Source organism: Streptomyces rubradiris, from assembly GCF_016860525.1.
Lineage (GTDB): Bacteria > Actinomycetota > Actinomycetes > Streptomycetales > Streptomycetaceae > Streptomyces > Streptomyces rubradiris.
The window spans coordinates 63,182-75,066 of the sequence record NZ_BNEA01000010.1 but is presented as its reverse complement, the minus strand read 5'-3'; the positions used below and the strand labels follow the sequence as shown (position 1 = coordinate 75,066).

At 72.1% G+C, this 11,885-nt stretch carries 13 protein-coding genes and 2 pseudogenes; 7 read left to right on the top strand and 8 right to left on the bottom strand.

Annotation, left to right across the window (positions count from 1 at the left end):
* Window positions 1–2: 2 nt before the first annotated feature.
* From Srubr_RS41410 to Srubr_RS12835, 3 genes are all read right to left on the bottom strand, one after another.
* Window positions 3–125 carry a hypothetical protein gene (locus Srubr_RS41410; RefSeq protein ID WP_268257602.1) on the bottom strand — a complete coding sequence of 41 codons (123 nt, stop codon included), beginning with the start codon at window positions 123–125 and terminating at the stop codon, window positions 3–5.
* Window positions 126–190: 65 nt separating this feature from the next.
* The gene (locus tag Srubr_RS12840; protein ID WP_189998266.1) at window positions 191–655 is read right to left on the bottom strand and encodes a hypothetical protein; all 465 of its coding nucleotides are present in this window, start codon (window positions 653–655) and stop codon (window positions 191–193) included.
* Between the two features lie 108 nt (window positions 656–763).
* Window positions 764–2,614, bottom strand: coding sequence for a helix-turn-helix transcriptional regulator (locus Srubr_RS12835; protein ID WP_189998265.1), 1,851 nt, complete (start codon window positions 2,612–2,614; stop codon window positions 764–766).
* 351 nt (window positions 2,615–2,965) lie between these two features.
* On the opposite strand from Srubr_RS12835, the gene Srubr_RS12830 reads away from it, so the two are divergent.
* The 5 genes from Srubr_RS12830 (at window position 2,966) to Srubr_RS12815 (ending at window position 6,955) form a co-directional block, all read left to right on the top strand.
* The gene (locus tag Srubr_RS12830; RefSeq protein ID WP_189998264.1) at window positions 2,966–3,664 is read left to right on the top strand and encodes a hypothetical protein; all 699 of its coding nucleotides are present in this window, start codon (window positions 2,966–2,968) and stop codon (window positions 3,662–3,664) included.
* Window positions 3,665–3,666: 2 nt separating this feature from the next.
* Window positions 3,667–3,963: a hypothetical protein gene (locus Srubr_RS12825; protein WP_189998263.1), complete on the top strand. Its 297-nt coding sequence runs from the start codon at window positions 3,667–3,669 to the stop codon at window positions 3,961–3,963.
* Window positions 3,960–4,091 (top strand): hypothetical protein, encoded by a 132-nt coding sequence (locus Srubr_RS41405; RefSeq protein WP_268257601.1) that lies wholly within the window; start codon window positions 3,960–3,962, stop codon window positions 4,089–4,091. The genes Srubr_RS12825 and Srubr_RS41405 overlap by 4 nt, the downstream gene beginning before the upstream one ends.
* Window positions 4,092–4,332: 241 nt before the next feature.
* Complete coding sequence (locus Srubr_RS12820) at window positions 4,333–4,635, top strand: hypothetical protein (protein WP_189998262.1); 303 nt, start codon at window positions 4,333–4,335, stop codon at window positions 4,633–4,635.
* On the top strand, window positions 4,619–6,955 hold the full coding sequence (locus Srubr_RS12815; protein ID WP_189998261.1) for a hypothetical protein: 2,337 nt from the start codon (window positions 4,619–4,621) through the stop codon (window positions 6,953–6,955). Before Srubr_RS12820 ends, Srubr_RS12815 begins: the two co-directional genes overlap by 17 nt.
* Window positions 6,956–7,054: 99 nt before the next feature.
* Here the strand turns inward: Srubr_RS12815 and Srubr_RS12810 are convergent, their stop codons facing one another.
* Window positions 7,055–7,408 carry a hypothetical protein gene (locus Srubr_RS12810; protein ID WP_229926924.1) on the bottom strand — a complete coding sequence of 118 codons (354 nt, stop codon included), beginning with the start codon at window positions 7,406–7,408 and terminating at the stop codon, window positions 7,055–7,057.
* A gap of 275 nt (window positions 7,409–7,683) precedes the next feature.
* Window positions 7,684–8,067 carry a hypothetical protein gene (locus Srubr_RS12805; protein ID WP_189998260.1) on the bottom strand — a complete coding sequence of 128 codons (384 nt, stop codon included), beginning with the start codon at window positions 8,065–8,067 and terminating at the stop codon, window positions 7,684–7,686.
* 235 nt (window positions 8,068–8,302) lie between these two features.
* Here Srubr_RS12805 and Srubr_RS12800 point away from each other — a divergent pair.
* Together Srubr_RS12800 and Srubr_RS12795 are read left to right on the top strand one after the other, a co-directional pair.
* A pseudogene (locus tag Srubr_RS12800) lies at window positions 8,303–8,641 on the top strand (Tn3 family transposase); the annotation flags it as partial.
* Window positions 8,642–8,729: 88 nt separating this feature from the next.
* On the top strand, window positions 8,730–9,374 hold the full coding sequence (locus tag Srubr_RS12795) for a hypothetical protein (RefSeq protein WP_189998259.1): 645 nt from the start codon (window positions 8,730–8,732) through the stop codon (window positions 9,372–9,374).
* An 18-nt stretch (window positions 9,375–9,392) separates the two neighbouring features.
* On the opposite strand, the gene Srubr_RS12790 is transcribed toward Srubr_RS12795, so the two are convergent.
* The 3 genes and pseudogenes from Srubr_RS12790 to Srubr_RS40585 all read right to left on the bottom strand — a co-directional run bounded on the left by Srubr_RS12790 (window position 9,393) and on the right by Srubr_RS40585 (window position 11,732).
* Window positions 9,393–10,181 carry a hypothetical protein gene (locus Srubr_RS12790; protein ID WP_189998258.1) on the bottom strand — a complete coding sequence of 263 codons (789 nt, stop codon included), beginning with the start codon at window positions 10,179–10,181 and terminating at the stop codon, window positions 9,393–9,395.
* A 265-nt stretch (window positions 10,182–10,446) separates the two neighbouring features.
* Window positions 10,447–11,088: a hypothetical protein gene (locus Srubr_RS12785; protein WP_189998257.1), complete on the bottom strand. Its 642-nt coding sequence runs from the start codon at window positions 11,086–11,088 to the stop codon at window positions 10,447–10,449.
* Between the two features lie 236 nt (window positions 11,089–11,324).
* A pseudogene (locus Srubr_RS40585) lies at window positions 11,325–11,732 on the bottom strand (DUF6248 family natural product biosynthesis protein).
* Between the last annotated feature and the right edge of the window lie 153 nt (window positions 11,733–11,885).

Sequence of the window (11,885 nt, the reverse complement as noted above, 5' to 3'; positions counted from 1 at the left end):
GGTCAGTCCCTCTTTCGGGTGGTGGCGGCCCGGGCGAGCCGGGTGAGGGGGGCGAAGTCGGCGTCGGTGAGCGGGCCGCCGTCGGGGCGGGCGTAGTCGAGGACGAGGTGCGGTCGCGGCCGCACGCGGAACAGCTCAAGCTGCCCCGGACAAACGGGAGTTGCCTGCGCCGCCGGCGCGGCCGGGGCGCTCACCGGCTGCCGCCCTCGGCCCGCGCGGCGGCCGACCTCTCGGCGCGCAGCTCCGCGTCGATCTCCGCCTTCATCGCCTCCCCCCGCGCGGCGTGCTCGGCGTCGATGTACTCGACGCACACCCAGCGGTCGCGGTCGTAGCCGTCTTCCTCCCGCCACGGGAAGGCCGCCTGCCACAGCAGGTTCCAGGCGTCCTGGAGGGCGTGGAGGCAGCGCAGCCGCTCGTGGCGGTCGTAGAAGCTGTCCGCGGCCAGGTCCTGGGCGTGGCGGCGGGCACCGTGTCCCGCGCGGTGGACGATGGCGTCCAGCGCGAAGGCCGTCCGGTACGGCGGGGTGCCGAAGCGGTGTTCGTCCATCTGCGCACGCAACCGCGGCGCGAGGAAGCCGGTGATGGCCTCGGCGTCGGCGGGGGTGAGGTCTACGAGGTGGAGCCGTGGCGGTTCGGGAGCGGATGACCCGGGCATGCGATTCCTTTCGGGGCCGGGCGGGCGGGTGGTGGTGGGAACGGTACGGCGGGGCGCCGACAGCGGTGCGGCGCCGGCGTTCCGCCGTACGTCCGGGGGCGGCAGGGTTCACCGGTGCGTCTGGGTCCCTCGCTGCTGGCCGCGCAGGGCGCCCACGCCCCAGCGCAGCGGTTCGTGCTGCGGGTGGCTGGTGACGAGGTCCGTCAGGTAGGCGTCCATTCCGGGTGCGCGGTCTTCCAGGGTGAGCGGGTGCTCGGGGTCGGGGTGCGGCAGGACGGCGAAGGACAGGGCGCGGGCGAGGATCTCCGGGCCGGTGCCGCCGTAGCCCCAGGTGACGTCGTCGTGGGTGTAACGAGGGTCGGTGGGCAGGATGTCGCACCGTCCGTCGGGCAGCAGGACGAAGGCGGTCATGCTGCCGGGGGTGGCGGCGATCTCGGCGTCGTCGGGGTACGGGGCGGCGGGCCGGGTCCGGGGGCGTTCGACAGCCAGGGCGCCGGTGGCGGGGTTGTGCAGGACCAGGCGGCCGAAGGGGTCGTAGCCGGTGCGCAGGCCCTCCAGGTCCTTCTCCCACAGGTGGCCGCGCAGGGCGGCGGCCCGGTGCGCGTCGCCGGCGGCCGGGCCCCACCAGGAGACGGTGGCGAGGTAGGCCTGTTCGGCCTCGCCGAGCGTGGAGATCGCGTGCGGGGCGGGGCCGGGGTCGTCCACGAGCGTGGGGTCCAGCAGGTGCCGGGTGCTGACCAGTTCCGGTTCGGCGGCGGCCAGGGCGTCGCCCAGGTCCGCGTCGGCGTGCGCGCCGCCGGTCTCGGCCTGGTCGGCGAGCGCACCGGCCAGGGCGCGCACGTGGGTCAGGGCCCGGTGCACGGCGCCGGTCGACAGCGCGCGCTCGGGCAGGTTGGCGTAGCGGGTCAGCAGCTGGTTCTCGTCCGGCGTGGGCTGGTAGAAGCGGCGTTCGACCAGGTCGGCGCCCGGGTCCTGGGTCTCGGCCTGCCTCCGGTAGGAGTCGGCGGCGGTGAGGGCGTCGGGCACCAGGACCCGCACCGCGATGCCCAGGGCCTCGGCGGTGCGCGCGGCGGCCGCGTGCCCGCCCTGGGCCAGCAGGCCGAGCGCGGGCAGGCCGGGGCGGGTGTCGTCCCCGGCGAGCAGGGCCGCGCGGTAGGCGTGCAGGCGGCCGATCCGGCGCAGCCGGGTGCGCAGGTGGTGCGGGTCGAAGGCGAGGACGGCCGGGCGCTGTCCGGAGGCCAGGGCGGTGACCACGGCGGCGGTGTAGGTGCCGGGCGGGAAGTTGAGGTCGGGTGCGCTGCCCAGGACGCGGGTCAGCTGGGCGGGCTCGACGCCCTGCCAGACGGGGCTGTCGAACTCGCCGTTCCAGGTGTCCCGGCTGCCGCGCCGCAGGAGGGTGTCGAGCAGGCCGCCGCCGGAGGCGCGGGGGAAGGCGAAGGAGACGTACTGGATCTGCAGTTCGGGGCGGGGGAAGCCGCGCGGCCAGAAGCCGAACCACCAGGCGCTGCGGGCCTCGCCGAGGCCGAGGTGCTTGGCGGCGATGGCGCGGGCCACGGTCTCGGCGAAGTTGACGATGATGCCGTGCGATTCCACGAGGGCGCCGTAGAGGACCACGGTGCGGCGGGTGCCGCCGGCCGGGCCGCGCCAGATGCGCACGTGCACCCGGGGCGGCTCGTCGGACCAGACGCCGGGCACGGTGAGCACCTCGTCCACGGCCAGGCGCAGCGGGGCGTCCGGCGCGGGGACCGTGTCCCAGTCGGGGGTGGGCGGCCGGCCGGTGGACGGGTCGCTGCCCGCCAGGGCCAGTTCGATGTCGGCGGCCCGCCACATCCGGGTCCGCCCCGAGCGGCCGACCGGCCGCGGCAGCTGTCCGTTCTCCACGAGTTGGTCGACGCGCTGTCGGCTCACGCCGAGCCGCTTGGCGATCTGCGGGCTGGTGTACAGCTCATCCAGACTCAACGCCGCTCCCCTCTCTCTCCCGGCGCAACCCGGCGCCTTCCTGAGTGACTGTCACGCAAGACAGTCCCATGGCCACTTGCTTTGAAGCAAGAGGAACCGAGAGGGAGCTAGCGGTGTCGCCTCCTCGCAACACCCGTTCCTGCGGTGAAGCAAGGGGGTGCGGGACGCTGTCCGGTTTGTCGCCTCGGATATGGCACATTATCCGAGGCGAGACGCCGGGGGCCACCACATCACCCGAACGTGTCTAGATTTCTGGCCAACTTCTCCCGGATGTAGACAGGGAGGGGGGCGGAGGGCCAGACTCCCAAACAGACCCCGGAGAACGGGGCAAGAATCTGTCGGAAGGTCTGCATGAAGATCACCATTGAGGGCGCGAGCGAGGAATTCACCCGGGAGGTGCTCCGGCTCGCCGCGCAGCAGGGCGCGAACCTGACCGTCCGCACGGTGAAGACCGGCTGGACGGCCGAGCGCGCCGAGCGCTTCCTCCGCTCGCTCCCCGCCGGCGCCCGCACCTTCGCCCGGCTGGTCGTGGTCGACGGTGGCGGCCACGCCGACGCCGACACGCTGCGGGCGGCCCTCGGCAGGCTCAACGGGCCCGCCGTCGCCCTGGCCCGCGCCGTCCCGCGCGGCGTGAAGGCGGGGTGGTGGCCGGAGGGCACCCCGGACCCGATCGAGAAGGTGGACGACCCCGATCGCCCGTCCTGGAAGAAGGCGGAGGCGTACGTGATGAGCCGGGACCTGGTGCCCCTCTTCCGCGCGGCCTTCGACCGCCTCGCCGCCACCCAGCAGGCCGCCCGGGCGGCGGGCCTGCACCCCGGCGGCGCGGGCAAGACCTCCATGTCCTGGACCCCTGACTCCGTCTCCGAGAGGGGTTTCCCTGGCGTCAAGGTCGTTGACGTGGACGGCGGTTCGGCCCCGGCCGGCGGCGACCAGGACGACGACGGCGTGATGGAGTGCCGCGTCTGCCTCCAGCCGTACCGGGCGGACGAGGAGGGCACCGCCACCCACCTGGACACCAGCCGCGACGCCGACCACACCCCGAGGAGCTGACCATGGGTGCCAGTACCGCGTGGGGCCACGCGGTCGTCCCGCTGACCGGCGACAAGCTCGCACTCGCCATCGAGCTGGGCGAGACGTGCGGCGCCCGCAGCTGCAACAAGGCCCCGACCTGGGTCACCTCCTACAGCTACGTCACCGGACGGGCCGGACGCACCAGCCAGCGGCACCAGCGGGTCTGCGCCGACCACGCCCACGCCTTCGCCGACAAGCACAACCTCCTGCTCACCCACGACGCGCGCCGCGCGGCTGCGGGTGACTGGGACAACTACGAGGAGGACCAGCAGCCGTGACCACCCGCATCCCGCACAACGCCAAACGGGTCTTCTACGCCACCGAGAGCACGACCCGGACCAATCACGACGGGGAGGTCATCCGGTGCGCCGGGCGCGAGCAGCGCTCCGAAGCTGCGGCGAAGTGATCCCGAGGCCGACTCCCGCCGCTCGAACCGTGGACCCCCGGGCATGCTGCTGGTCGATCTAACCTCACTCATCTCTCTTCGATTTCACTCCGAGTGAGTTGAGTTAAGAAACGGGACAACGGTTCAGTAGGCCGGAAAACGGCATGCCACAGGGCCCGGGGTGGCATCCGCTCCGCTGCTGGCTGCGCGCGGCTAGGATCGGCCCGACCGAAAGCGGGCACCGATACATGAAGGGGGCACGGTGGCGGAGCAGTTGAGCGTCGCGGAGGCCGTACGTCACCTCACGACCAAGGGGCGCACCCAGTTCCTCGCCGCCGTGCAGTACGTCGCGACCGACTCCGAAGGCCGGCAGGAGATCCGCCGGTGGGGCATCACCGAGACGGCCACCGCCCTGCTCGTTGACGGCACCGGTGACGAACTCGTCGACGGCGCGGTGAGCGCCGAGCGCCTCTGCAACGCGATGGGGCGCCTGGCCCGCCTGGCCGCGCAGGAGAACGAGCTCTCACGCACGGAGACGGAGGCATCCGGTGCCGGAGCTCACTGACGCCACCGCCGCCTCCGGCGCTGGGGCCCCGGGGCTGGAGCGGAAGTTCGCCGGCCACGCCGGGGCGGCGGCTGACTGCCGCTACCCCGACTGCACCGAGGAGCGCGAGACCCCCGCGAAGGGCCGCCCGGGGCCGCCCCCAGAGTTCTGTCCCACCCACAACAACAGGAGGGACAAGCAGTACGCGTATCGGCAGGAGAAGAAGACAAAGGCGGAGGCCGCCGCCCGGCGCATGGCAGAGGAGACAGGTGGGTCCGGTCCCACGCCGGATCCGCTTCCGGTGGTCCTCGCCCGGCGGGCCCGCGAGCAGAGCGTGCTCGCCGATCTGCTGCCCCGGGTCGCCGCCGCCCTCAACACCATCATCGCCGGCGAGCAGGCCGCCGCCGACACCGACGCCGTCGCCGCCCACGTCGCCGCCGTCGACCAGGCGGCTGCCATCCGGGTGGAAGAAGCCGAAACCGCCCGCGCAGTCGCGGAGAAGGCGGCCGCCGCCGCGCGGACCGCGGCCGAGGCGTCTGCGCGCGCCGCCGCCGAGGCCAACTTGGAGCGCGATGCCGCGGTACGGGATGCGGCAACCGCTCTGGGCGAGGCGGCCGAGGCGGACCAGCGGGCCGACACCGCGACCGGGGCCCTGCGTCAGCTCACCCAGGACTACCTCGCTCTGACCGAACAGGCTGGTCGCTTGGAGGGCGAACTCACGGTGCTCCGCCCCAGGCTGGATGAGCAGGCTGGCCGGATCATGGTCCTGGAAGGTGAACTGCGCACCGCGAACGCTGATCTCGCCACCGCCCGCGAACGCGCTGACGGCCTCCAGCGGCATCTCGTTGACCTCGACCGAGACCGGAACGCGGAACGAGCCCGGCATAGCCAGGCCCTGGCGGAACTGCTGCAGCAACTCACCCAGCTCACCCCCCAGGACGCCACTCTCAGCGTCCTGTCGGCTTCTCCGCCGGCCGCTGCCGAGGCGGAGGAAACCGGTCAGCCCGCCGAGCCGGACGTGCCTGAGGGTCAGATGGACATGTTCCCGCTCGGCCCGGCTGGCCAGCCCCTGACCGGCCCCTCAGACCCGTCTGGGGCTGCGGCAGAACCGAGCCCATTGGAGCCGTCCCCCCGACCTGACAGGGCCACCGCAGGGTCCGAAGAACTGAACGGGGCCGACGAACTGCCCGTGGCCATCGAGGACCTCGGCCTCCAGGCAGGCTCCGGCTGGTGCATGGTCAGCTATCTCTCGTCCGGGGACGCATGGACGGTCCTCCGCGACGGCCAGCGGGCCGGTACGGTGACACCCGAGCGCGCGATCACCGGGCGCCGCTCCATCCTCGGGTGGTCGGCCCGGGAGCAGACCATGTCGGCCCGGGAGCGGACCATGCGCCCCACCAAGGGCAGGTACTTCAGCAACCGCGACATCGCCGCCAAGGCCGTCATCAAAGCGTCCTTGCGCCAACAGCCCGAGCCGACCACAGCGGTGCCCGCCTGGTGGGCCGCGTTGACGGAACAGACCGCCACGGCAGTGGCTCGCGCCGCAGCGCCCTTGGCGACCGCGTCCGCCGGCCGAAGCGAACACCTGGCCCTCTTCACGCCGGCGCTCCGCCACGCAGCACTCCGCTTGGCCGTTCGCGCCCCGCACGAGGGCGACCTCGCCCAGCTCCAGACCATCTCGGAGTCCGTCCTTTCCCGCAGCAAGGAGGGGACCAGGCTCGTCGCTGCCCTGCGGGCGGCCGCCGTGGCGAGCGAGACCACCGCCCTCGGCACGCTCGACGGCCGGGTCTGGACTCTCGAACCCGACCTGGAACACCCCAATGTGCTGATCGTCTGCGCGGACGGCCAACCGGTCGGCACCCTCGCACCGACCTCAGCCAACCCCGGCGGGCGCTGCACGGCCACGCACCGCCGCCGCACCCTCAGGCCGGCCACCGGCCGCACCTTCCTCGACCGCGACGCCGCCTTCCATGCCGTCATCGCCGCCGAGCGGGACCACCGCCCCCTGCCCGCCCTTGACCACCCGGCGTGGCACCGCATCCAGCCAGGATTCCGTGGCACTCTCTTCAGCGCGGCACGCACCGCCAAGGATCTGAAGAACTTCCACTCCCAGCTGGAGCCGATCGAGTACCGCCGGGCGATCACCAACGCCCTCGTGGAAGCGAGGCGGAACATCAACACGCCTGTGGAGCCCGAACACCTAGCCGTCCTGCTCGACGCGCCCCGGGAAGACCTCGGCCCGAAGCAGAGCGCCCGCGCGGATCGGCTGTACGAGGTACTCCAGCGGATCAGAGACGACCTCCTCACGCAGTCGGTCAGGGGGGAGGCAGACCCGGCATGAGTTCTCGGATTCCCTGCCCGGCGGACAGGTGCGCCTGTGCCGCAGGAACCCGCGCTCAGCCGGCCTGGACGGGCCAGGGGACAGCCGTCAAGAGCCGCCTCAGCTAGTGGGTCCCCGGTGCTGCAGGGCATCGGCGCTGGGAACGAGCCGCAGGGCCGGGCGGGACGGGGCGAACTCCCCCAGTTCCAGCGCCGCCTCGCGCCAGGTCTCCACCAGACGGAGAAGGTGCTCGCTGTCGTGGCGGTAGCCAGGCGGGGGAGTACCGGGAACGGCCGGCCACAGGATGGTGGCCGCGAACCGGACCGCGTGCATGGCCGCGGTGGCATGAGCGTCGACGGCTCCGCCCTCCAGGCGGCGCAACATGTCGAGCCGGGCTGCCGCGCCAAGAAGCTCCTCGTACACCTTCGCGTACTCCTGCGCGCGCACGGCCGCGAGGTCATTCACGGGGGTCACCGGCGTCGCCCGGCTCCTCCTCCGGTGTCTCGTCAGGCTCCGGCCAGCGGCCGAGCGGCCCCCTTTCACCAGGGCTGGTTGCGCCGAGGACGCCCGGTCCCTTCGTACGGTGCGGCGGCATCGGGATCACTCGTGGGCCCCTCCATTCCAGACCTGCGCCAGCAGCTCAATCACCGTCGTTCGCGCCCATTCTCAGCGTATTCAACGAGCAGCGGCGGCCGCCGTGGCGGGTGAGCCGACCTCAGGCCACCGCCTCATCGCCTGACCGTCAGATGCTACGGGGTGAAGGCGTCGGGGCTCATCATCTGCGCCTGTGCCCACAGCACGCACTGCGCCATCCGTTCGCCGACCACCGGACCGAAGTGTTCCTGCAGCCGGGCGGACAACTCGGCCGGACCGGCGTCTTCGCCGGCGTACTCGGCGCCGATACCGATCATCAGGTACGTCTCGAAGAATGGTCGGACGTGGGGTTTCATGCAGTTGTCGCGGATGAACGCGCAGTGCCGCTCCGGGAACTGCTCCTTCGGGTGTCCGACGAGTTCCGCGATCAACTCGGTCCGGAATGCCTCCCGGTGCTCATCCGGCATGTCGGGGCCGCTGAGGATGGCCAGATCGGCCCACAGCGTCGCACGCTCCAGCGCTCGCTCGATACTGGTCACGCTCTCCCAACGGTCTTCGCCCGCTCCGTGTTACGGGCACGCCCCCCACAACCACGGTCCATGCCGCGACGGCTGCGGTAGCCTTGGAGACGAAGTACGTGGCACACCGCGCGGCGTCGGCGCGGTCGAAAGCTCGGCGCCGGCCGCCGAGGTGAGGATCGAAACCCGAGAACGGCACATTGGTGCCCCACCCGGGTAGGGCAGGGCACCCGCCCCGTACCCATACGTGCTCAGGAGATCCCGTGCCGCTCGATGCCACGGCGGCCGCGGGCAGATCCGCCAGGCGTACCGGGACGGCCAGGAGGACCAGCTCGCCGCCCTCGGTCTCGTCCTCAACGCCGTCGTGCTGTGGAACACCCGCTACCTGGACGCCGCCGTCGCCCAGCTCCGCGCCGAGGGCCACGACATCAAGGACGAAGACGTGGCCCGCCTGTCCCCGCTGAAGAACGCGCACATCAACTTCCTGGGCCGCTACCTGTTCAACATCGCCGCCTCCGGGCCCGCCCAGGGCCTGCGGCCCTTGCGCGACCCGGACGAGGTCGACGCGGACGACGAGGACCTGAACGAGGCGTGATCCGCGCGTACCCGCCCGGCTGGGCCATTCGTTGTACCCGTGCAGGCCGGGCAGCCGTGCCCGGCACCGAGGGTGGGAGACCACGAGCATGACCACGATCGACCCGGGCGCCGAGTTGAAGGCCCGAATCGCCGAGATCAAGGAGCGGTTCGCCATCGAATCCGCAGGCGGCAAGCTGACCGTGCGGCGCGACGACGGCCTCTACCGGCACCTGGAGGTCGAGATGCCGAAGTCCTCCGCGTACTGGTTCGAGGTGATGACCTGGCCCGGCGCCCTGGCGATCACCGGGCACACCGGCAGCCACATCTTCCGCCGCGACGAGGACATGCTGCTGTTCTTCCGCACCTGCATGGGCCCCGGCCCTGACTGGAAGATCGACACCCGCTACTGGGCCGAGAAGGTCCAACCGGACGGCATCGGCAGCACAGGCGTCCAGTCGTACGCCGAAGACCGCGTGAAGGCGTACATCAAGCAGGCCGCCCAGGAAGCCGAAGCCGACCACCCCGGCCTGCTCGCGGAGGTCGAGGAGGAGCTGTTCTCCCGCTACAGCAAGGCCGACCTGGAGACCGAGGCCGGCGCCAAAGCCGCGCTCGCCGCGTTCGAGTTCGACGGCTTCCGTTTCGACACCGCCGGCTGGGAGTTCACCGAGTACGACTACTGGTTCCTCTACACCTGCCAGGCCCTGGCCTGGACTGTGGCCCAGTACGACGCCCGCGTCCAGGTCGCCGCCTGACCCGGCCGTTCGGCAGGGTCAGGCCGTGCGGCGGCGCCACGGCTTGTCGTACGAGCCGCCGCAGGCACGGCAGGAGGCGGCGTAGACGGCGCTAGCGGGCGTCATCTGCTCGGCGGGCTCCGCCGGATACGGCTGGCCCATGATGATGGCGGTCAGCTCCGGCTGTGCGCAGGAGCACGGGCCGCCCGCACGACCGGGGCGGCCCCTGCGCGGCGTGGGCACCGCGGCCGCGCCCGCCGCACCCACGATCTGTGCCGAGAGGTATTCCATCCGCCAGCCGTCGATGGGCACCTTGCGGCGGCGACGGGCACGAGTGTTTCGGTCGAAACGCCGCTGCTCGGCGTCCGTCTCGAACAGCAGCAGCATCCCCGCCAGCAGCAGGAACGCCTCCCCGTTCACCATCCCGGACACCGGGGACAGGACGGCAACCGGGGTGCCGTCCGGGCCGATCAGAGGCGTCCCGCCGCCCCAGCGCCACTCGGCGGTGCTCATCCCGACCGTCACGTTGATGTGGTGCTCGCGGGCCAGGTACTCAACGGCTTCCCGCACACCCGGCCGGCGCATGAGCTTGTCGCGCCACCGGGCCCCGGCGGGCCCGAGGTTCGCCCGGCGCGCTTCCGCCTCGGCGGCGGTGGCCCGCTCCAGCGCGGCCCGGCGGGAGGCGGCGTTCCTCCGGTCGATCCCGGCCCGCTTGACCGCCGCCTTCTCCTTCAGCCGCGCCCGGCGCTCCTCCAGTTCATGCTGCCGCTTCTCCTCCTCGGCCAGGTAGGCGTCCTCGGCCGCCGCGTACTGCGGCGCCGTCCACACCTTCGCGAGCTGACGCTGCGGGTAGAACAGATGGCGGCGCGGAGCGTGCGGAGCGGATCGACTGGTCTGCAGCCTTGTGATCGCTGCCTCCCCGGAGGATGGCCCGTGCCCGGCCCGACGAAGAGCTGGCGCGGGCCTGGGATCTGGATTCGCTTTGTGATCCCGGCAACCGCAAGGCGGGCATTGTGCAGGGCCCGAGTCCGCCGACCGGCCCATACCCGCGGGTGTCACAAAGACAACCCAGCAGGCAACCGCTGTGGACCGTCTACTGCTGGGTGCGCTTGCGTGCTTCGGTGATGATCCGTTTCCAGGTGTCCACGGACTGGCCGTGCTCGCGGGCGAGGTCGGCGGCCACCTCGCGGACCTTCCTGTCGGGCTGGGAGGCCAGAGCCTCGGCGGCGACCCGAATGCGCGGGTCGGATCCCTCGGTCTTGCTCGCCCGCGGCTTCGTCTCGGGGCCGGGCGGGCGGCCGACCGTCCCCAGCAACGGGTGCTCGTCGGCGAACTGCCACAGCTGCCGGCGGGTACGCCACCGGCGGATGCGGGTCGGCAGTTCCTCGATGCGGACAGGGTCCGGCCAGCCGACCGGCGGGTTCTTCTCGTACTGGGTGATCCGGCTGGGGTCAATGCCGAGCACGCGTGCCTGTCCGGCCGGCGGCAGTTCCTCGTCCGGGTCACCGCTGCGGTCGACCCGGTCTTCGTCACGGGGCCGGTGTCGCCGGTGCTCGGCGAGCCACTCGGTCCACACCTTGAGGTCCCAGTGCATGACGCCGTCGATCGTGTGGGCCTCCGGATGGCCGTTGCTCTCGCGGGCGAGCCACAGGTTCGTCAGGGTGGTCCGGCTGTAGCCGCTGTGCTCGATCAGGTCCTCGCGGGTCGCCCACTGGCGGCCATCGTCGGTCTTCACGGGGTGTGCTCCTGGTGGTGTCGGTGCTGGATACGATGGTGCCTGGTTCGGTTAAGGGCTCGTTGAGGGCCCTCGGTGGCCGGACCGCCGGCCCGGCGGGATTCCCAATGCATCGCCCCGCCGGGCCGTTCGATGTCTGATGCCGGGTGGCCCGCTGGTCAGAACAGGGTGTCCTGGGGCCAGTCGACACCCGCGCCGTCCGCACGCCAGTGGGGCCTGGGCGCGGCCGGTCCGGTCTACTGGCGACGCCGGGCACGTGTCTGTGCAGGGACGGCCTGGGCCGCCGGTGCCGGCTCAGCGGGAAGCGGGCCGGTCTTGGGGCAGGGGCAGCGGCACCACCACACGCACGGCTCGCCACCGGGTCGGAGGATGAGCCGGGCCACGCATCGGCCGCGCGCGTTGTACACCCAGTCGGTGTTGTCGTCCACGTACGGGCCGCCCCTCTGCCGGTGGACACACAGGTCGCAGCGGCCGCCGAGGCAGTTCCAGCAGCTCCCCCGCTCGCAGGTCGACCACCGGTAAAACCCCCACGGGTACTTGTGGTCGATCTCCTAGAAGAAGGAGGGCCACACCTGCTCGCGCACCCACGCCCCTTCCTCCTCGCTCATCGGCGACGGATTCGGTACCGGGTCGATGATCCCCATGTACCAGGCCCCCTGCCGGTTCAGGACGGCCGTGCCCCGGATGATCTGGTGCTCCTCCGGGGTGAGTGTGCGCTGGGGGCGCCGGATGACAGTGGTCTGTCCGTGGTCGGCGCTGCCTCCGTATCGCTTCATGCGTTTCCTTCGACGGTTGAG

Coding starts and splice junctions, on each gene's coding strand:
- Srubr_RS12830 (WP_189998264.1), top strand. CDS start 2,966: ATGAAGATCACCATTGAGGGCGCGAGCGAGGAATTCACCCGGGAGGTG.
- Srubr_RS12840 (WP_189998266.1), bottom strand. CDS start 655: ATGCCCGGGTCATCCGCTCCCGAACCGCCACGGCTCCACCTCGTAGAC.
- Srubr_RS12825 (WP_189998263.1), top strand. CDS start 3,667: ATGGGTGCCAGTACCGCGTGGGGCCACGCGGTCGTCCCGCTGACCGGC.
- Srubr_RS12795 (WP_189998259.1), top strand. CDS start 8,730: ATGACCACGATCGACCCGGGCGCCGAGTTGAAGGCCCGAATCGCCGAG.